Annotated in this window: 16 protein-coding genes; 6 read left to right on the forward strand and 10 right to left on the reverse strand. The window is 52.6% G+C overall.

What is annotated here, in order from left to right; genetic code table 11:
• Window positions 1-47 precede the first annotated feature (47 nt).
• From K2F33_RS27615 to K2F33_RS27640, 6 genes are all read right to left on the reverse strand, one after another.
• Window positions 48-1,595: an extracellular solute-binding protein gene (locus K2F33_RS27615; protein ID WP_263880125.1), complete on the reverse strand. Its 1,548-nt coding sequence runs from the start codon at window positions 1,593-1,595 to the stop codon at window positions 48-50.
• Between the two features lie 40 nt (window positions 1,596-1,635).
• On the reverse strand, window positions 1,636-2,499 hold the full coding sequence (locus K2F33_RS27620) for a carbohydrate ABC transporter permease (RefSeq protein WP_263880128.1): 864 nt from the start codon (window positions 2,497-2,499) through the stop codon (window positions 1,636-1,638).
• A 12-nt stretch (window positions 2,500-2,511) separates the two neighbouring features.
• Window positions 2,512-3,453, reverse strand: a complete 942-nt coding sequence (locus tag K2F33_RS27625; RefSeq protein ID WP_263880131.1) for an ABC transporter permease — start codon at window positions 3,451-3,453, stop codon at window positions 2,512-2,514.
• 141 nt (window positions 3,454-3,594) lie between these two features.
• On the reverse strand, window positions 3,595-5,832 hold the full coding sequence (locus K2F33_RS27630) for a helix-turn-helix domain-containing protein (RefSeq protein WP_263880133.1): 2,238 nt from the start codon (window positions 5,830-5,832) through the stop codon (window positions 3,595-3,597).
• Between the two features lie 211 nt (window positions 5,833-6,043).
• Window positions 6,044-7,447, reverse strand: a complete 1,404-nt coding sequence (locus tag K2F33_RS27635) for an NAD-dependent malic enzyme (protein ID WP_076167619.1) — start codon at window positions 7,445-7,447, stop codon at window positions 6,044-6,046.
• Window positions 7,448-7,737: 290 nt separating this feature from the next.
• On the reverse strand, window positions 7,738-8,628 hold the full coding sequence (locus tag K2F33_RS27640) for a GNAT family N-acetyltransferase (protein ID WP_263880136.1): 891 nt from the start codon (window positions 8,626-8,628) through the stop codon (window positions 7,738-7,740).
• 318 nt (window positions 8,629-8,946) lie between these two features.
• Here K2F33_RS27640 and K2F33_RS27645 point away from each other — a divergent pair, with 318 nt between their 5' ends.
• Entirely contained in the window at window positions 8,947-11,055 is a 2,109-nt protein-coding gene (locus K2F33_RS27645) for an acyltransferase family protein (RefSeq protein ID WP_263880137.1), read from the forward strand.
• A gap of 268 nt (window positions 11,056-11,323) precedes the next feature.
• Window positions 11,324-12,250: an aldo/keto reductase gene (locus K2F33_RS27650; protein ID WP_263880139.1), complete on the forward strand. Its 927-nt coding sequence runs from the start codon at window positions 11,324-11,326 to the stop codon at window positions 12,248-12,250.
• Between the two features lie 151 nt (window positions 12,251-12,401).
• On the opposite strand, the gene K2F33_RS27655 is transcribed toward K2F33_RS27650, so the two are convergent.
• The 4 genes from K2F33_RS27655 to K2F33_RS27670 form a co-directional block, all read right to left on the reverse strand.
• Entirely contained in the window at window positions 12,402-13,328 is a 927-nt protein-coding gene (locus K2F33_RS27655) for a D-alanine--D-alanine ligase (RefSeq protein ID WP_263880141.1), read from the reverse strand.
• Entirely contained in the window at window positions 13,322-14,779 is a 1,458-nt protein-coding gene (locus K2F33_RS27660) for a MocR-like pyridoxine biosynthesis transcription factor PdxR (protein WP_263880142.1), read from the reverse strand. Before K2F33_RS27660 ends, K2F33_RS27655 begins: the two co-directional genes overlap by 7 nt.
• A 316-nt stretch (window positions 14,780-15,095) precedes the next feature.
• A complete protein-coding gene (locus tag K2F33_RS27665; RefSeq protein WP_263880143.1) occupies window positions 15,096-15,545 on the reverse strand; it encodes an OsmC family protein in 450 nt (149 codons plus the stop codon).
• The gene (locus K2F33_RS27670) at window positions 15,542-16,489 is read right to left on the reverse strand and encodes a radical SAM/SPASM domain-containing protein (RefSeq protein WP_263880145.1); all 948 of its coding nucleotides are present in this window, start codon (window positions 16,487-16,489) and stop codon (window positions 15,542-15,544) included. Before K2F33_RS27670 ends, K2F33_RS27665 begins: the two co-directional genes overlap by 4 nt.
• A 216-nt stretch (window positions 16,490-16,705) precedes the next feature.
• Here K2F33_RS27670 and K2F33_RS27675 point away from each other — a divergent pair, with 216 nt between their 5' ends.
• The 4 genes from K2F33_RS27675 (at window position 16,706) to K2F33_RS27690 (ending at window position 21,330) form a co-directional block, all read left to right on the forward strand.
• The gene (locus K2F33_RS27675; protein WP_244169191.1) at window positions 16,706-17,536 is read left to right on the forward strand and encodes a protein-glutamine gamma-glutamyltransferase; all 831 of its coding nucleotides are present in this window, start codon (window positions 16,706-16,708) and stop codon (window positions 17,534-17,536) included.
• Window positions 17,537-17,744: 208 nt separating this feature from the next.
• Window positions 17,745-19,109 (forward strand): guanine deaminase, encoded by a 1,365-nt coding sequence (guaD, locus tag K2F33_RS27680; protein WP_263880148.1) that lies wholly within the window; start codon window positions 17,745-17,747, stop codon window positions 19,107-19,109.
• A gap of 126 nt (window positions 19,110-19,235) precedes the next feature.
• Window positions 19,236-20,570, forward strand: a complete 1,335-nt coding sequence (locus K2F33_RS27685; RefSeq protein WP_263882466.1) for a uracil-xanthine permease family protein — start codon at window positions 19,236-19,238, stop codon at window positions 20,568-20,570.
• Window positions 20,571-20,817: 247 nt separating this feature from the next.
• The gene (locus K2F33_RS27690) at window positions 20,818-21,330 is read left to right on the forward strand and encodes a TetR/AcrR family transcriptional regulator (protein WP_076167639.1); all 513 of its coding nucleotides are present in this window, start codon (window positions 20,818-20,820) and stop codon (window positions 21,328-21,330) included.
• Window positions 21,331-21,407 lie beyond the last annotated feature (77 nt).

Below are 21,407 nucleotides of genomic sequence, written 5' to 3' on the forward strand. Positions count from 1 at the left end.
AATCCCTCCATTCCTTATGACGCAGATTTTCAGTTTTCGGACATTTTTTATTCCGATTGCAATTGCTTGTACAGCTCATTGGCCTGCTTTTCGATTTCACGCCCGCCTTGATCGTAGTATTTTTGAATAAACTCATCGTATTTTTCGACGGGCCAGATGCCTGTGATGATTTTAATTAAATATTCCTGGTACAGCTTTTGTTCCAGATCCGGGTAATCGATCTCGGCTTGAACGGTATTCCACATGGCATTTTTAATCAGTTTCTGGTTTACAATCTCAATAGCGTGTCTGACCGGCTCCGCAGCCCAGCGGCGGTCTATGATAAATACCATGCGGATCGGATTGGAATACCCCCTTTTGTACAGCTCGGAATAAGGCGTAATCTGCTTGATGGAGTTGGTCCCCTGATCGTAGGTAAAGTCCTTCCCTTCCACGCCGTACAATAGCAGGTTAAATCCGCCGCCCGCTTCGTCGTTCGCAATCCAATCAAGGAACTGAAACAGCTTCGCAGGGTCTTGGGCTTTGGCGGATAGAGCGCGCAATGGCGCAGAGTTTAAGCCGTTGACCTCAGGGTAACCTTGATTGCCAGACGGCCCTTTCGGGGCTGACAGCATTTCGATTTTCGCATTCGGGTTGGCTTTGAATATCGATTCTGCGACCGAGCTGCCGCTTTTATCCACGTAATATCCATCACCAAACCATAATCCGATTTCCGAGTTGGTGATCTTCTCGTCCATCTGCTTGCTCTCCATGATCGGAAAATCCTTATCGATAAGTCCTTCTGTGTACCACTGCTGCAGAACAGCTAACGCCTCCTTCATTTCGGGCAGGACCAGTCCCTTCTTGATCTGGCCGTCAACTTCAGTCCAGTATGCCGGAATAATGCCGAATGCACCGAATATGGCGCCGAAATCAGTCGTTTTGGAAGCGCCTAATCCGGCGGTATCCTTCTTGCCGTCTTTGTCGGGATCCTGCGTAACGAACGCCTTCAGCACATCATGAAGCTCATCCAGCGTGGTCGGCTGCTGCAGGCCGAGAGCGTCGAGCCAATCCTGGCGGACATCAAGACCGCCTACCGTTGGAAAATTAAAAGGTTCGGGCCGGGTTCCGTTCGGAATGGCGTAAATCTTCCCGTCAAATGTGACCTGCTTCCAATATTGCTCCGGAATTGCCTTCAGCAGATGAGGGGCCTTTTTTAAATACTCGTCGATCGGCTGAACCAAGCCTTGTTCGACAAACCGCGAAAGCGTTTTGGAATCGATATCGAAGTAATCGGGTAGCTCGCCTGATGTGGCCAGCAGATTCAGCTTGGTATTGTAGTCATCGCCGCTGGCCAAGGACAGTTTATAATCAAAACCTGTGATGCCGGCTTTTTCAAGACCTTTAAGAATCTCCTGTCTGCCTTCTCCTCCATCGGCCGGGTACTCGGGAGTGGAAGAATTCCGCAAAAATTGATAGGTCACGTTCTTCCCTTCGCCGGCTTTCTCGTTAGGGGAATCCGGCGGCGCGGCGTTCTCCCCTTTGCTGCAAGCAGTTATGACGGAAGTCATCGTGATCACGCAAATCAAAATGGACAGCCAATTTTTTTTGCTCATAGCATCATAGCCCCCTTTAATTAATCGTATCCGCCGGTTATTAAGCTTTTACAGAACCGAGAAGAGCACCTTTGATGAAATAACGCTGTAAAAACGGATATACGGCCAAGATTGGAACCAATGAGACGAAAATGGTAGCGGCAATGACCGATTCGCTGGAGGTTTCTGTCAATTGGCCTAGCTGCTGCGCTTCATTTTGCCCCATGATGATTTGCCGAAGCAGTACGGGCAGTGTAGTTAGTTCCTTATCACTCATGTAAATAAACGATTGGAAAAAGTTGTTCCACAGCCCTACCGCCATCCAAAGGGCGAGCGTCGCCAACACAGGCTTGCACAGCGGCAGAATGATCGTAAAAAAGATGCGGTACGGATTCGCCCCATCGATCATCGCCGATTCCTCCAATTCCTCGGGCAATGAACGCATAAAACTGATCATGATGATCACGTTAAAGGCCGATATCAAATTGAGCGCTATGACGACCCAAATCGTATTGACCAGGTGCAATTCGCGCATGACCAAATAGGTCGGAATCAAGCCGCCGCTGAATATCATCGTGAACAGAACGAACGACATAAACGCATTTTTCCAAGGGAGCGTCCGCTTTGTGAGTGGATATGCAGTAGTAGACGTGAACAGGAGGCTCAGGAAAACACCGAGAACGGTAATAAAGATCGAGTTGCCATATGCGTTCCAGATATAATCGGTATGGAGAATCGTTTTATAAGCGCTGAACGTAAACTCGCGCGGCCACAAAAAAAGCCCTCCGCGAATCGCCTCCTCCTTGGAACTCAGCGACAGAGAGATCTCTCTCCAGAGCGGATACAGCATGATGGCGGCCAACAGGGTAAGGAAGAGCATATTGGCCGCATCGAATAGGCGGGACAACAAGGATTTGTTCTTCATGGTCGATTCACCTCACCAAATCCCGTGACCGGTCAGCCGTTTGGAAATCTGGTTTGTAATCAGCAGCATGACCAGTCCAATCACGGATTGGAACATTCCGGCTGCCGTAGCAATCGAAAACCGCCCCATCGAGATGCCAACACGGTATACATACGTTTCCAGTACGTCTGCCACGCTGTAAACCAGCGGATTATACAGAACGAAAATTTGGTCGAAGCCGACATTCAGAATATGGCCGGTGCGCAAAATAAGTAAAACCACGATCGTACCCGCGATCGACGGAAGCGTGATGTGCCATATCAGCCGAAAACGGCTTGCCCCGTCCATTCGTCCGGCATCGTACAAATCAGGGCTGATTCCCGTGATTGCGGCTAAATAGATAATCGTCCCCCACCCAACTTCTTTCCACACGTCCGATGCTACGAGTAAACTGCGGAAGCTTCCAGGATCCATGAGCGGAGATGTGGAAATGCCTAAAAATTCAAGCAATCCGCTGTCCGTGGAAAACAAAGAAAATAAAATCCCCCCCAAAATCACCCAGGATACAAAGTGCGGAAAATACACGATCGTTTGTATAATCCGCTTAAAGCCGGAGTGGAACACTTCGTTCAACAACAGAGCCAACATAATGGGTGCAGGAAAATTGAAAACCAATTTGTACAAGCTGATGATCAGCGTGTTCCTTAACGCCACCCAGAAGTCAGGGGAGTCAAACAGAATACGAAACCACTTCAAACCTGCCCAATCGCTGCCAAAGATACCTTCCGACAATTTGAAATCTTTGAATGCGATCGTGATGCCGAACATGGGCCAGTAGTTGAATAAAAGCAAGTAGATGATACCTGGTGCCAATAAGATCAAATAATGCTTATGCTTCCGGACACGCTTGATCCAATTTGGCAAAGCAGACGGTTTGCGCGCGGCCTTTGCGGCCGGATTGACGGATAAGCCCAATTGCAGTTCCTCCTTTCAACAGATGCTTGGTTGCGCTTACATCATAACCGTCGCAGGGACTGGAGGAACATCATCATTATTTGATATTGATGGCCGAAAACCCGCCTCTATTAAGTTTTGTTCAAAAAATGCACATCACGCTCAAGAATGATCCATTGATCTTTTACGGTATTCCCCTGGCGTGGTGCCTTCGAACTTCTTGAATGAGCGGATATAGGTATGAACATCGTTGTAACCGATTTGTTCAATAATTTGCTGCAATGTTTTCCGGTGATCTTTGAGCAGCGTTTTGCTGATATTCAAACGGTATTCCGTCAAATACTCCTGCGGCCGTTTGCCGACCTCGGCTTTGAACAGGCGGCTCAAATAGGATGCACTGATCCCAAGCGAGGAAGCGACGTCGGAAATGGAAATGTTTTCGGCATAATGATTTTCAATAAATGCTATCGCCTGATGGACGATCGCACCATAATCATCATCCCTCCTGCGCAAGGTTTCCAAGTACAAGATGACGTGATCGGTTTGACTCACCAGTAATTGGCGGAGCTCGTCCCTGTTCTGGCAATGCTGCAGCTGAAGCAGGTCAATTTCGTTCATTAATGGTCCGATATCAAACCCTTCCTGAACGAGGGAGCTGATGACATGACTCATTAACACAAGGATCGTTTGCAGCAGTTTGGGATAGGGATAGACGCTGTTTTCTAAATATCGGTCGAACATTTCAGTGATATAACTTTCAGCCGCATCGCGGTCCGTGGACAATATCGCATTCATAATCAGCTTTTGATATACAGCCGGATACTGGTAGTGAACATTCTCGTCCATCGGTTTGGAAAAATAGATATCCGTTTCCATAAAGGCTTTATAAGCGATCATCCGTTTCACCTGCTCGAAGCCCTCATGAAGCTGGTCCAGGGGATAAACGGAACTGATACAGAAGGAAACGGTCGCGTCAATGCGGTCCCGGGCGAGATGTTGTATGCTGCGGCAAACATCCTCAAGCCTTGCCATCTGAAACACGTCCATTTCCTCATATTCCACATTGACGATAAACCCGATCTTTTGACGATCCAATATGGTACCGGCAGACGGAATGCCCAATCCAAACGTATCCTCGGCCAGGCTGTACAAATACAAAAGCTGGTTCGCGATTTTTCCTTGGTGATCCAGCGATTCGTCGATCATAACAAGCACGACAAAGTTAGGATACACAAATTGGACCCCCGCTTCGCGAAACCTTATGGTGATATCGGAGGATTCCACGCGATGATCATGGAGCAATTCATGCACCAATTGATAGCGTACGATCGGTTCATTTTTACGGATGACCGCCAACAGATCATGGATTGCGTAGTTCACAAACGTGTAGGGATCCCGGCTCTCACCCGTGAATACAAACCCTTTAAGCCTATCGGCCAAACGTTTCCAGGGCGTGTACATCATGGATGCAAGGTAATAGGATACCCCAATCCCTGCTGCCGCGACGACGAGAAGGATCACTCCCGCCTGTTTAAAGGCTGCGGCTACCTGCTTGTCATATGCCGCGAAAGGAGACAGCTGAATGATAACAAAGCCGCTGGCCGGCAGTTTATATGCCGATACCAAAAAATCCTCATCACCTATCGTTCTCCGATCCGACTTCACTGTTCCGGCCTGCAGTGAATCCGCTATTTTCTCCGCATCCAGTCCCTGGATGGGCCCGGATATCATGCGCCCTTCCGGATCGAGCAGAATCATCGGCCCTGCCTGCTCTTTTTGGAGATTCATCCACGTATTATAAAAGACGTCTTTCTGGACGTTAAGCACCAGGACCCCCAGCGGAGTCGACTGGACCGGTGGAACCGAACGCGCGAATGTCAAAATGCCTCGGCCGTCCTCATTTGGTAAGGAACGCAGTCCTATCCATGAAGACGATTTGCTTGTACTGACAGTATTCAAACCCTGAAGGAAAGCTTTGTCGTAAAAATCAGCCTCATCATAGATGCCTTCATTTGTCGTCAATACCTTCCTGTTTTGCAAAATGTCGAGGTACAGCGAGTGGAACAGCGGATTAATCACGGTCCAACTCCGCAATTGCTCTTTCGTTTGAGCATAATCATAAGCGGTTTGATCGAAAGGATGCTTCAGCAGATCCAGCACGCTGGGTGAGAGGGAAATTTGCAATACCATTTGATTCATTTGATCCAGAAGAATATCCAAGTTTCGCGAGGAGCGATCCAAATAAATGTGGGAAGCGTTCTCCAACTGTTCGCGCGCGTCATGTTGTATGCGGTATACCTGAAATGAGAGCAGCAGGAGCGTCGGTATGAGGATCGTAATAAGAAACAGGAGCAGGTGTTTATGAAAAACGAATTTCACTTCTTTACGTTTACGGAACATGCGAATCAATCCCCCATGACCTGAACATACATAGGTTAATAGCCAATCAAAATGGCACGATATATACAAGAAACCGTCCCTCTTGTGTCATCGTAACCCTGCTTAACCAAAGGACGGCTTCTTAACTTGATTATTTAGTTTATAACATACAGAAACCGCCCAGATCAGCCCACGACTTTTCTGGACGGCTCCTGTCTGCAAACTCCGCGTTTTATCTGAAGTCCTTCGGAATTCTGCGCGCTACCCCGGTCAGGATCGCCGCCTGAACCACTGCTTTGCGGATTTCGATCACAACCTGCTCGTTAAAAATACTCGGGATGATGTACAGCTCATTCAGCTCCCCGCCCGAGACGACCGAAGCGATCGCCCGCGCCGCCGCCAGCTTCATCGGTTCGTTGATGCAGCGGGCCCGGCAGTCAAGCGCTCCGCGGAACAGGCCCGGAAAGACGAGCACGTTGTTGATCTGGTTCGGATAATCGCTGCGCCCGGTCGCGTAGACCCGGGAATGCGGAATCGCCTCTTCCGGCGACACCTCCGGCTCTGGATTCGCCATCGCAAAGACGATCGGATCCGGCCCCATGCTGCGGATATCCTCCCCGTTCAGCAGATTACCGCGCGATACGCCGATGAATACGTCGGCCCCTTTGATCACCTCTTTAAGCGAGCCTTCGTTCGCTTCGACCTGCGGCTGGTCTGCCAGCCACTGCCACATCGGATGGCTGTATGTACCTCCCCTGACGATAGCGCCTTCCCGGTCAACCGGAACCAGCTTCGTTACGCCGGCGCTGAGGAGCATTTTGCAAATGGACACGCCCGCCGCACCGATGCCGTTCACGACGACCCGGATATTCTCCATCCGTTTGTTGACCACCTTCAAGGCGTTCAAGAGACCGGCGATGACGACCACGGCCGTACCATGCTGGTCATCATGGAATATCGGCATATCCAGCTCCTGGGCCAGCCGCGTCTCGATTTCGAAGCAGCGCGGAGAGCTGATGTCCTCCAGGTTGATGCCGCCGAAAATCGGGCTGATCGCCTTGATCGTCCGGATAATTTCCTCCGTGTCCGTCGTATCCAGGCAGATCGGAAACGCATCGACACCGGCAAGCTGCTTGAACAGCATCGCCTTGCCTTCCATCACGGGAGCCGCCGCATGCGGACCGATATCCCCAAGTCCGAGAACAGCTGTACCGTCGGTGATGACCGCTACCGTATTGCGTTTAATCGTGAGCGAATAAGCCTTATCCTGGTCTTCGTGGATCGCAGTGCACACCTTGGCCACACCCGGCGTATACACACGCGACAAGTCGTCCCGGTTTTTGATCGGCAGCGTTGGCTGAACCTTGATTTTGCCGCCCAAGTGAACGAGAAAGGTCCGGTCGGACACGTTGATCAGCTTGATACCGTCATGCCGCTTCAGCGATTCAACGACGCGGTCCTCCTGCGTGTCGGCCACCTCAACCGTAATATCCCGCACAGAAGAATCCTTCCCGGGGCGGATGACGTCGATGGAGGTGATGTCCCCTCCCGATTTACTGATCGCGGCTGCGACATCTCCAAAAGTTACCTTCCCGTGATCCAGCTCAACCCTAAGAATAATACTCGTATTCGCCATGATGCATCCTCCTGATTCAAGGTTTAAAAATAGTCACCTGTGCTGTTAAAGCCATTTGTCCGAAGTCTGACGACCCGGCTTTGTAACCGATTGCAATTCTATCATAAGCTGATCCATATTCAGGCCAAAAGCTCGTCCGGTTTTGACTTTTCGGATCGAAACCGCCCGCAACATATCTTAACAATAACCGCGAAACTGCACAAGCGTCAGACGTATCCATAAGGAACGGGAGTAACTCAGCGCTCCCACCGCAGCTTCGGCCCGTGTATAGTTTATATACGCTTGAGCCGTTACACGCTGCGTTTCATATGTACCTGGCTGACCGATATGCCAAAACCGGCTTCCTTCAGCAAACCCGTCAGCATCGTTTCGGACCCGGGAATATTGACGGTACGCAGGGTCAGTCCAAGGCTGGACGGCCCAAACACTTCGCTTAGGAGGCCCTTCATCAGAGCCAAAGCGTCTTCGCTTTGCCCGCCCAGAACCTTGCATTGAAAGAGCGACGTGGAGGTATGCGTCCCCTGATCATCGAAGCCCCTTTTATACAGTGCGTAACCGGCAGGCTGACCTTCCGGATCGAACGCGATCAGCGATTCGCCGTTCACGATGCTCTCCCATTGCGTCTGCCAAGGCTGGTTACTGACCGGCACTTGCAGCCTTTGGATATCCTGCGGAATGCCCCTGCGGAATTCGTACTCCCCGGAACCGCCGCTGGTCAGCGCTTCATCTTTCAGGCTTTTGCATTCATAGAAGAAGAGATCGTCAATGACCTCATATCCCATCCGCTCGTACAGCGATATGGCCGGCTTGTTATCGCTCAGCGCTTCGAGCAGGGCGACATCCGCACCCTCCGCTTCGTACAGCTCAAGGCTGGCTTTGATCAGCAGCTTGCCGATGCCTTTGCCCCGGTACGCCGGGATGATCCCCGTTCCCCCGTTCCATGCTGTCTTCACACCGCCGGTATTCCGCAGACCGTTCATGACAAAACCGACGGGAATACCGTCCACACAGCCGACGATCGACTGGGCCAGCGACAATCCTTGATCTGCACTTCTCTTGAGGAGCATTTCCATGCTCATCGTGATGGGGACCGAATACCCCTTAAACCCTTCGTTCCAAAGATCCGTAAGCTCGGCAGGCGAAAATTCACTCATCCTTCTCATGATTACATTCATTTTCATTCATTCCCCACTTTCTGCAGATCTAACTACATAGAATGAACTAAAGAATGAATGTTATTGGCCGTATAAGCAACAGGAAGTTCAATACACAGCTTTAGTTCAATCTATATACATAATGAATAAAATGTGAAATGAACGCAATCATTTTGTAACTTTCCCTTCGGTGCCCTATGATAAAGTATGACATGGTAAACTTATGTTTCACCGATCAACAATGTCTGGAGGCAGCTAAAGAATGCGCACATACATCTCAGGAAGTTCATACATAGCCGTTAACAACAGCGCCGCTCACCTGCCTGAAAAGCCGGGTAAGCCGCTATGATTCACCTCTCGCCGAATGAAAAAAGATATATGCCGGGACTGGACGGACTCCGGACCCTGGCTGTTTTCGCTGTCATTTTATACCATCTGAACGTCGGCTGGGCGCCGGGGGGACTGCTTGGCGTCAGCATATTTTTCGTCCTGTCCGGATATTTGATCACCGATCTTCTTACCGCCGAGTGGCGAAGGAGCGGAACACTGGACCTGAAGCAGTTTTGGATCAGACGGTGCCGGAGGCTGCTTCCCGCCATGATCGTCATGCTCGCCGCCGTGACCGCCTGGGTGACATTGGCGCGGCCGTCGACAATGCCGGTTTTAAAGGGCGACGCGATCTCGTCACTCTTTTATGTAAACAATTGGTATTTGATCTACCACCAGGTTTCGTACTTTGAAAAATTCGGGCCCGTCTCGCCGCTCGGTCATCTGTGGTCGTTATCGGTTGAGGAGCAGTTTTACGTACTGTGGCCGCTGCTTATGCTGATCGGTCTGAAGCTCGCCCCGCGGCGGGGAAAAATGTTTCTGTTCATGCTCTCGGCCGCGGCGGTATCCGCCCTGGCGATGCTGGTCATCTACGATCCGGGGACGGATCCCAGCCGGGTATATTACGGGACGGATACCCGGGCGTTTTCGCTCCTGATCGGTGCCGCGCTCAGCATTATTTGGCCCAGCCGCAAGCTGTCTCCCCGCATCGACCGGTTCTCCAGGCGCTTGCTGGACGGCATAGGCATCGTCAGCTTAGCAGCGATTCTGGTCATGATCTGGACCACCAACGAATACGACGCATTCCTATACCCTGGCGGCTTGGTCCTCCTGTCGCTGGCCGCGGCAGCAGCCGTGGCCGTGCTCGCCCACCCGGCAAGCCGGGTCGGCCGTCTGATTGGCTGCAAGCCGCTGCGATGGCTCGGCGTTCGTTCCTACGGCATATACATATGGCATTATCCAGTAATCATTTTATCCACAACAAACGGAGCCGGAGACGTGAGCGTCCTGAAAGCCGTATTTCAGGTGGCTGCCAGCATTGCGCTGGCTGCGCTGTCGTATACATTGATCGAAGAACCGATCCGCAAAGGGTTATTGGGAAAAGGGTGGAAGAAGCTGCGCTCCGGCAAACTGGGCGTAGATCAGATTCCGCTGAAGGGCTGGATCACCGGGGCTACCTTACTGCTGCTGGTCATTATCTCCTGCACAGGCATCGCCCGGACACCTGCGGTGGCATCCACCGTCCAGGCGCTCGGCCCGGCCGCTTCCGGAGCTGACGGCTCCAGCCCGGTGTCACAGGAGGTTTCCGCTGCCGGGGACGGCACAGGAAATGCGGATGCCCCTGCTTCCGGCCAGCAAACCGCAAAAGGCGGCGATCATCACGACGCCGGCCCGGCGGAAACCTCTGCCGGCAGTCCCGCCGACGTGCAAACGCCTCCTGCAGCCCAGGGCCAGCAGCCTGCGGATGATGCAGCTTCGGGCACTACAGGCCAGGCCGAAGATCCGCCTTCCGCCGGCGGCAAAGCAACATCGTCCGCGAATCCCGTAGGCGTGGCCGGCACGACTCCCGCCAAAGCCGGCGAGCCGGGAGGGAGTTCGGGCAAGGCGTCCGGGCAAGGGGCCGGCGCAGCGGGAACGAACGCCCCTCCTCCGGTCAAGCGGAATCTGGCGGTGAGCGCCATCGGCGATTCCATCCTGCTGGACGCCGCCCCATATTTGCAGCAGTACCTTCCCGGCATCGTCGTCGATGCCGAGATCGGCCGGCAAATGTCCGAAGCGCCGGACATCGTGGAGCGGCTCCGGTCGGAAGGCAAGCTCGGCGACTACGTGGTGATCGAGCTCGGAACCAACGGCGCCTTCAGCTCCAAGCAGCTTTCCCGGCTTCTCGACTCGCTGAAGGACGTCCGGCAGGTCGTGCTCGTGAACACCCGGGTGCCGAGAAACTGGGAAAGCACGGTCAATACGGCGCTCCGAAAGGCAGCCGATGCCCATGACAATGCGACGCTGCTCGATTGGTACGAAGCGAGCAGCGGACAGTCCTTCTTTACACCCGACGGGGTCCATCTTAAGGCGGATGGAGCCAAACTGCTGGCATCGCTGATCACAAATGCCGTCGGAACCAAATGACCGGGCTCATAAAGACATTTGTGTTAAGAGCCTTTGAGAAATACACGTATTGGAACTCATACATGACTGTTACCTTTTAGTGGTTCGTCAGGCACTGCCGCAACAGCCGGGCACGGAAATGATCCGTGCCCGGTTTTTTCGGTTCATTTTCAATGGAGCCGTCTCCCTCACGTCCCCCCGCCTAACTGTACATATTGAATAAACAGTTCACAATTTGATATGATAATGAAGGATTACCATCAATGAATGTAGAGAAGGAGAGATCACCATGGCTACGATTCGTTTAGGCAAAAGCGATCTGCATATTAATCCGATTGGGCTCGGAGCCAACGCTGTCGGCGGGCATAATCTGTATCCGAATCTGAATGAAGAGACAGGCAGGGACGTGGTCCGGACCGCCCTCGACCTCGGGGTGAATTTCCTGGATACCGCGTTCATCTACGGTCCCGGCCGCTCCGAAGAGCTGATCGGCGAGGTGCTGAAGGAGAAAGGCAGAGCGAATGCCGTCCTCGCGACCAAAGGCGCGCACAAGTTTGTGGATGGCAAAGTCGTAATGGACAATACGCCCGCCTTTTTGCAGCAGTCGGTCGAAGACAGTCTAAGACGCCTGCAGACGGATTACATCGACCTGTTCTACATCCATTTCCCTGATGAGCAGACGCCGAAGGCTGAAGCCGTCGGAGCGCTGCAGAAGCTGAAGGAACAGGGAAAAATCCGGGCCATCGGCGTATCGAATTTCAGCATCGACCAGCTGAAAGAGGCAAACGTGAACGGCTATGTGGATGTGCTCCAATCGGAATACAACCTTTTTGCCCGGGACGCGGAAAAGGAGCTGCTTCCATACTGCGAAGCCAATGGCATCTCGTTTGTCCCTTATTTCCCGCTGGCTTCCGGCCTGCTAGGCGGCAAATATACGAAGGACACCACGTTCGGCGATTTCCGTGCGAACAATCCGCGCTTTCAAGGCGAAACTTTCGCCCGGAACCTGGACAAGGTGGATCGACTGCGGCCGATCGCTTCGCAAAAGAACGTCGAAGTGGCTCATGTGGTGCTGGCCTGGTACCTGAAGCAGCCGGCCATTGACGCCCTGATTCCGGGAGCGAAAAAACCGGAGCAGGTGAAGGAAAACCTGAAGACGCTGGACGTTCAATTAACGGATGCTGAAGTCGAAGAGATCAGCAGTATCTTTAAATAATCCGCGGGGACCATCGACGGATGAGCCGGTGCTGCGGGTAAGACGCGGCTTATCTGGCTTCGGATGTATATATTTTTTGATCTCTTCAACAAAAGGAGCTGCTTTCAGGGCGATCCGCCCTAAAAGCAGCTCCTTTGCTGTTATCCACCAATTACACAACGAGTCCGTATTCCCTCCGACGTTCAGCCAATGACCCCTCGATGATCCGGTCCAGCAGGGCGGAGAAGGACAGCCCAGCGGCCAGCGCGCTCTTGGGCAGCAGACTGGTCCGGGTCATACCAGGCAGCGTGTTGACCTCCATCACGTAAGGAATGCCCTGGTGGAGCATGACATCCACCCTCGCGTACACGCTGCATTTGAGCACGCGGCAGCTGAGCTCGGCGGCCCGGCGGACCCGTTCGGCGGTATCCGGATCCAGGCTCGCGACGACTTCTTCGCACTCCCCTTCTTCGTATTTGGAAGTGTAATCGAAAAACTCTCCGTTCGGCTTGATCGCCAGAACCGGAAGGTACTCACCGTTCAGCAGGCTGCACGTGATTTCCTCACCCTCGATGTACTGCTCGAGGATCACTTCATCGTCCCAGTGGAAAGCGCGCTCCACCGCTTCCCGCAAGCTCTGCTCATCCCGCGCCAGCGTCACGCCGACGCTGGAACCGCCGCTGTTCGGTTTGACGACAAGCGGATAGAGCGGTTCCGAGGCGAGCACGTTCTCCAGCTCATCCGGACTCGTCAGCAGCATCCAGTCGGGTGTCTCTACACCCTCGTAACGGAGCAGCTTCTTTGCCGTATTTTTGTCCATGCACAGACTGCTCGCCAAAACGCCGCTGCCGGTGTATGGAACACCGAGCGTCTCGAGCGTACCCTGAATCGTTCCGTCTTCCCCGTATTTGCCATGCAGGGCGATCACGGCCATGTCGATACCGGCCAGCTGCTGCGGCAAATCCCGTTTCCTCGTAATTTCGATCGGCCGGACTTCGTATTTGGCGGGATCCAAATGCGAGATGATCTCCCGTCCCGTCATCAGCGACACCTCCCGTTCCGAGGAATCTCCGCCCATAATTACGCCTACTCTTAACATCCGTTCTCCTCCATTCGTCTTTGGACCGCCTTTCCGATCACCTGAATGCCGTGGACAAGTTCTTCATCGCTCACCCGTGAAAAACCGATCCGCAGCGTTCCCTCACCCTGACCGTCCGTATAGAACACATCTCCTGCGGTAAACACCACGCCTTGTTCATAACAATCCCTCAGAATATCCCTTGAGCGGATGCCGTCCTGCAGCTCAAGGAACAGATGGAGCCCGCCGGTTCCGGTTAACCTTTTGTGAGGTATATACTTGCGGCAGCACTCTACCGCCAGCTCGTGCTTATGCTTGTATTCAGATTTCGCCCGCTTCAAATACTTTTCAAAATTGCCGTTATGAAAATATTGATACAGCACCGCCTGATCCAGCGTGGAGGTGTGAATGTTTCTCGCCCGCTTGACGCTGACCAGCGCATCGATCAGCTCCCTGTCCGCCGCGATCCAGCCGATGCGGATGCCCGGGAACAATATTTTGGAAAAGCTCCCGAGGTAAATGACGCTGTTTCCATCCCCGCCGAAGGCCGCCAGCGGGGCCATATGCGAACCCGAATAGCGCAGCTCCTCATTAAAGCCGTCCTCGATCAATGGAATATGGTGCTTTGCCAGCAGGCGCAGCACTTCGACCCGCTTTTCGGCTGACATCACGATCCCGGTCGGGTTGTGATACGACGGGGTGAGGAACGCCAGACCGAAGGAGTTCTCGGTCAGCGCCCGCTCCATTTCGCCGATATCGATCCCGTCCTGCTCCATGCCGATCCCGGTAATGTCATATCCTTGAAGCCGGGAAATTTTGATGGCTGTGTGATGAGTCGGGTTTTCACACAAAATATGCTTTTCATTCACGTTCAGCGAGGACAGAATAATATCATAAGCTTCCGTGAACCCGTTCGTGATCAGAATATCTTTACCGTCCATGTCGACGCCTTTCGTTTCCATATAACCCGTCAAATACTCGATCAACGGTTTGTATCCTTTGGCATAGCCGTAGTTGAGCAAAATTTCCCCTTCGATCGCCATCCGGTCCAGAAAAGCGCGCTTCACGTTGGCCAGGTCGAAGAGCTTCTCGTCGGGGGCGATGCTCGCGAAGTTAATCATCCCCTTCTCCCCGCGCAGGTCGCGCTTCATCAGATCCAGATCCGTGGCCGCTTGTGCCACCGGGCTCAAATGCTGCTGCCAATCCACATGCCAGGAAGGTACCGAAGCGATGCCCACTTTGGAGACGAAGGTTCCTTTGGAGCGGACGGTATAAATGTACCCTTCCTCCTCGAGCTCGGTGTACACCGCCACCAGTGTGTTGCGGCTGATATTCAGCATCGTGCTGAGCTCCCGCGTCGACGGCAGCTTCTGGTCCACCCTTCCCTTGCCCTTGGTGATCCACTGCTTCAAGTATTCTTTGACCTGCACCGTCAGCGGCCGGCCTTCTGTAATTTTAAAATCCGTAAACATAACGTTATTCCCCCCGTACCTATCTTCACACAAACCGCTGCCTGATAAAAGATCCACCGGACGGCGTTTTCCGGCCCGGCGTGGTTTAGTTTGTCCGCAGGCCAAGATACCGGCTCTCGCCGAACCGCTTCGGCTGTCCTCCTTCTCAGGATGCCCGAAAGCCGGAGGCCGACTCACCCGTTTTCATTCATTTGTGATCTGGGTACTTTCCTGAGTTTGTCCAAGCAAACAGAAAGACCGCCGGGCAGCCTGCCCAAGCGGTCTGTTCATACATTCAGCGGTTTGGCGCTCGCCTCTCACCAAGGCTTAAACGCCGCTATTCCTTAACGGTTTCGATCTTCGGCTCGGTCGCGAGAGCCACATTCCCGGATACCGCCCGGGAAATCATGCAGGAGCCTTCCGCTTTATGCGCCAGCTTGTCCGCCGTCTCCACATCTTTGGCCGTTGCTTCACGGGCCAGCACGATATGCGGCTTGTGCGTAATGCTGACGTACGTAAAAATGTTGTCCGTCACGTCCACGATGCCTTCGGACTCCAGCGAAAGCTCATGAACCGGAAGATGCGAACGCTCCATCATGGCCGCCAGTGTGATTAAGTAGCAGGTAGCGGCGGCGCCGAGCAGCATTTCGTCGGGGTTCGTCCCGACGCCCGGGCCTCCCATCTCTTTCGGGATGGAAATTTGCGTACGGAGATTGCCTGCTTCGATCTGTCCATCACTGTTGCGTCCGCCGTTCCAGCCGGCCTTTAACACAAATGAATGTTTCACAGTCGAGTCGCCTCCTGTAATTCAGAGCGGGCTGGCTGCGGTTCGTCAGAAGCGATGCCGTTCGCTTTATAGTTAAAGCGCTGGCGGTAGCCGCATTTTCTGCACAGCTCCTCCACGACCTCGCGCCGGGAAAAACCGTCGACGATCCGGTTTGCCCGCTCGCTTTCGATAATTTCGGAAAATGGGGTCTTGTGGATGTTGCCGAGATTAATGACGCCTTCCCCGTCAAGGCAGCAGGGGATCACTGTTCCATCCACCAGGACGCCGGCCTGATTGCGGAGTCCATGGCAGAAGCCCCGGCTGAGGTCCTCCTCCTCCGTCAGGTCCGGCCATTTAAATTCGTGGTCCATATTGATGTAGATCCGGTCCGCAATTTTGATGCCTTTGCCGGGAACGATTTTTTCCTCGATTTTGTAATCCAGGTTAAACTCCTTCTCAATATACTCCAGCATTTCCCGATTGCGGCTCCGCTCCAAGTTCGTTGCGTTGTCCGGGTCGAGATTCCACAGCCGCAGCGATACGATCATGCCCGATTGGGACACCGCCTCTTTGACAAAGGAGAGCACTTTGGAGATATAGCCGTTCTTGTCCTGGGAACCGACATGCCCGTCAAAGCTGTGCAGGGAGAAATTCATCTGCCGCAGCGCCGGCTTGTTCAGCAGCTTCCGACCTGCCTTATGCAGCAGCGTGCCGTTGGACGTGATGTTCACTTTAAACCCTTTCTCATGGGCGATATCCAGCAGCTGGTCAATGTGCGGATGAAGCAGCGGTTCGCCTTTGACGTGAAAATAAATATATTCCGTGTGGGGTTTAATCTCATCCAGAGTATGCGTAAATTGCTCAATCGTAATATAATTGGTCGCCCGGTGCGTCGGTGGACAAAACGTACAGGCCAGATTGCATTTGCTCGTCAGTTCGACGTAAAACTTTTTGAATTTTTTCATGATGGAAGCTCCAGTCTGATCCTTAAAAGTTACCTTCTCAACCTATTATATTAGAACATCCTTCCGAAGCAAACGTAAACCGTATTTTTGACAAAGGACAGCCTTAATCGCTTGGATCTGACAATCGGGGTTATTTCCGGGCCCGGCCTGCTCATATGCTGATATATGCCGCGGGCTTTTTCGATCATCAATAAACGGTAAGGAGGGATGAACGGGGTGATTACGATTGGAAGCGGCGGGGAAACGGTGAACCCGTCAGGATGGCCGGATTTGTGGAGGGAAATTTACGACAGGAAGATGAGGAGCACGACCGCATATCATTACGAATCGCCGGCCCACTTGGTCTTTGAGCTTAGGCTCCGTGAAGCGATCGTCAGAGCGGCAGCCGACTTAAACCGGAGCGGGGTGCAGTTTGAAACCTTCAAAAATTCTCACTGCAACGAAGCGTACTGGTACTTGAACCGGCGCGGCGGCTTCGAGCTCAAGCCCCATGTTACGCCTGCCCAAGGAATCCAGGACATCTTCGTGAACGGCTGGGCGTATGGCTTCGAATGCGCGACGGGGATCGTGATCGTGTTGTACAAGGGTGTGCTCGATTGTATTCGGGAAGACGACTTCAACCGTCTGTTCGCGAATCTGCTCCTGTACGACTGGCATTACGACAGCGACCTGGGATTGATTGAAAAAACGGGTTCCCGGGATTCCTATCCGGGCGACGTCCGGTATTTTAAAAATCCGGATGTCAACCCCCATCGGATCGAGTGGCAGGGTGAAAATACGATCCAAATGGACGACGACCTGTACTACGGTCACGGAGTCGGTATTGTCACTTCAGGCGAAATCATCAGTACGCTCAACCGGTACCGGATTCCAGGCAGCAGCCGTTCCGCCTATTTGACCGACCAGATCATCCATCCGGATTTTCTGTATTTGTCGGGATTCGCCGCCGGCGGGCCACCGGCCCCCACCAACTGGCAGCAGCAGCCCTACAGGGAGAACGGCATCACCGCTTCCCGGATCGGCAGCCGGGTCTATCTTCGCTATTAAGTCTGCAGCGCAACGGCACTTGGACTATACTGGGGCGGAATTAAGTCTAGACATGTACATGATGATTTAAGGTTAGTATAGGTAACCGCCTTCTGTAGAAGGCGGTTTTTCACTTTCACAATCATTCGCTTCTTAGTATAGACTAAACATTTTTCAACGCATATAATAACAAAAGTGTCATCAAATAACGAACATTAAGGCGGTAACCATGAGTAAATATAAGCAATTATTCCGAGGAACGGCATTTTCCAGTAAATCATCCAAAGAAATTGAGATCCTGAAAGACCATCTCTTTTGTATCCATGAAGACGGGAAAATCGAAAAAATCGTGGCTCCTGAGGATGCTGATTATCAGGTTCTGCTGGACGCTTATCAAGGCAAAGACAACTTTTATTCGTTAGCCGAAGGCCAGTACATTCTGCCTGGATTCATCGATCTGCATGTTCACGCGCCGCAATGGGCCCAATCCGGAACGGCACTGGACATCCCGCTCTATGATTGGCTCAACACCTATACTTTCCCGCTGGAATCCAAGTTCTCGGATCTCGATTTTGCCCAGGAGGTCTACGACGATTTGGTCCGCACCCTGCTCGCCAACGGCACGACGACAGCCCTTTATTTTGCCACCATACATAAAGAATCCAGTTTATTGTTAGCCCGGATTTGCGCCGAAAGGGGCCAACGCGGACTCGTCGGAAAAGTGGTCATGGATGACCCGGAGCAAAATCCGGAAAATTACCGCGACGCGGACACCAAGGCGGCACTTGCAGACACGGAAGAGTTTATTCTCGCCGTCAAAGCATTGTCCAAAACAGTAAAACAAGGGGTATTTCCCGTCGTGACGCCAAGGTTCATTCCAAGCTGCACGGATGAGGCGCTGCAAGGCTTGGGAGAGCTGGCCGAAAAATACGACGCGTACGTGCAATCGCACTGCAGCGAAAGCGACTGGGCTCATGGTTATGTTCGGGACCGGTTCCGGAAAAACGATACCTATGCATTGCATGATTTTGGGCTGCTGCGCGACAAGTCCGTCATGGCCCACTGCAATTTCCTGAGCGACGATGACGCGGACTTATTTGCCGAAACCGGAACGGCTGTCGCCCACTGCCCGATATCTAACGCCTATTTTGCCAACAGCGTTATCCCTGTCGCCCATCTTCACGAAAAAGGGGTAGAGATCGGACTTGGGACCGACATTTCGGGAGGCTTTTCTCCAAGCTTGTTCGATAATATCAGACAAGCCGTCATGTCCTCCAGAATGCTGGAGGATGGCGTGAACCCCGCCCTACCTGCCGAAGACCGCGGTGTGCCGGGATCACGCATTACGGTCAACGAGGCGTTTTACCTCGCTACAGCCGGGGGAGGCGAAAGCTTAAGCTTGCCGGTCGGCCGCATCCAGGAAAACTATGCCTGGGATGTGCAGATCATCGATACGAAGCTGCCATCCGCCAAACTGCCGATCTTTGATCCAAATGAAGATTTGAACGACGTGTTCCAAAAAATGCTGTACCTGACCCGGCCCGAAAACATCCGTGAAGTTTGGGTACAGGGCGAAAAAGTCCATTCGCGTTAAAAGTAGACGCCGAGTGCAATGATCGGCATTCTTTTTCTACTTTAAACCATCCGCTATTCGTAGAAAAAATCCAATAAATTCGAGGTGTACTCCTGAGTGAACACACAAACCGCGGCACAAACAGCTATGCATTCCGAGATTCAAGAACAAGCTCCACAATTGACTGTTTCACCCGACGATAAAATTCCGGTCTACAAATCGATCATTCTGGGCTTACAGCACGTAGTCGCCATGGACGTCTATGTCGTGCCATTTCTGATCGCGATGCTGATCGGCTTATCCTCCGGCCAGTCCAGCGCTTTGATTCAAGCGACCTTTATTGCGGCTGGTCTGGCTACGATCGTACAAACGTATTTTTGCATGAAGCTTCCTGTCGCCCAAGGCCCTTCCTACGTTCCGCTTGGCGCCATCGTCAGCATTTATGCCGCCAGCGGCGGCGGGCAGCTAGGCTGGAACTCCGTTTTAGGGGCGGGCTTGATCGGCGCGGTTTTGGTCATTGTTTTGGGCTTTACCGGCATTTTCAATAAAATCGTAAAAATGTTTATTCCGCCGATCGTTGGCGGCACGATCATTTTCATCGTCGGTCTTTCTTTACTGCCTGTGGCCATCCGGGATAATATCTACGGTGCGACAGATGCGACCATCAACCAAAACGTGCTGCTGGCCCTCATATCGGGCGCTGTACTCATCATTTTTGTCATCCTGGGTTCCTTGTTCCGCGGTAAAGGCTCCATCTTCCGTATCATTTCGGTCATGGTCGCGTTGGTCGTCGGGTGTATTTCGGCGAATTTTATGGGTGTGCTTCATTTCTCTGCGGTGAACGATGCCAAATGGTTCAGTATGCCGCAGCTCCCATTTGCCGATTTCGGCTTTTCGTTCAACATTTCGGCGATCATTACCATGGTCATTATTTATTTCGTCCTGTTGGCCGAAACGACAGGCACATGGTTTGCCGTCAGCAACGTCATCGATAAACCGTTAACCGATAAAAACTTAAACCGGGGTGTCATCGGGGAAGGCATCAGCTGTCTTATCGCTTCTTTGCTCGGTTCGACGCCGGTTACGGGTTATTCCACCAATGCAGGCATCATTTCCATCACGGGCATCGCGAGCCGCCGCGTCTTCCTGGCCGTAGGTGTATGGTTTGTCATCTTCGGCTGCTCGGGTAAACTGGCCGCGTTGATCTCATCCATCCCCACCGCTGTCATCGGCGGCGTTTTCACCATCGTCTGCGGCATCATCGCCATTAACGGCGTGCAGGTGATGAAAAACGTCAGCATCGCCGAAAAAGAAATGTACATCATCGCAATCCCGATGATCCTGACTTTGGCATTAGTCATGATTCCGCAGGATTTCCTGCACTCGCTGCCTACGTTCGTGCAATATTTACTGGGGTCGCCGATTTTGGCTGCATCGATTGCGGCGATCGTATTAAATAAGGTGCTACCCGGCAGAAAATAAAGGAATTAGATGCGGGTTGCAATAAATAATGCAAGGAATCCGGGACAGGGCTGACCCGGAAGGACGCAAATAGCGTGCCTTCCAGTCAGCCCTGTTCCTTTACCGGAAGCTGCTGAATAGGCTGCGCCCTGACCTGCGAATGTAAAACCGGCCGGACTCGTCAAAGACAAGCCGAATATAGAAAATGTTGACAGCGGACGATGGTGAAGCTATTATTTATTTATCAATAAATAAGGGAGTAACGAAGATGGTCATCCGGCAGGATCGCAAAGAACAAATTTTAGCCAAAGCAGTCGACGTATTTGCCGAACTCGGGTATTACAAAGCAACAACGGCGCGGGTAGCCAAGGAAGCTGGCGTTACGCAGCCGTATGTGTTTCATTTTTTCAGCAACAAGGAAGAGTTGTTTATCGCCGTCATCGATCAGGCTATCGGGCGGATCGCCGATGCCTTTTCACGGGTAGAAGCGCCCGCCGATCAGCTTATGGAAACGATGGGGCAAGTATTTGATGACGTAATGAGCAGCTACCGGGCAGAGACGCTGCTCGTCATGCAGGCGCATACGATCCCGGAACCGGCGATTCGTGAGCATGTGCGCGGGCTTTTTTCCAATATATTCAGTTCGGTGCTGGAGAAATTTACCGCCGCCGGTTTGCCGGAGCCTGAAGCCGCGGCAAGCCAGTTTATGGGCATGGGGTACCTGATTACGGTGGCTGAAGTGCTGGATTTACCGCAAATGCTTTGCTTCAAGGATTGTTAGAGTGGTACTTATTTGAGCATGGGGACTAAGCGCTAGACGCTTCTAGATGGTTCAAATTCCAGCCGGTCTGGAGCAAA

The sequence above is a fragment of the Paenibacillus sp. PSB04 genome, from assembly GCF_025809195.1.
GTDB classification, from domain to species: Bacteria; Bacillota; Bacilli; order Paenibacillales; family Paenibacillaceae; genus Paenibacillus_AQ; species Paenibacillus_AQ favisporus.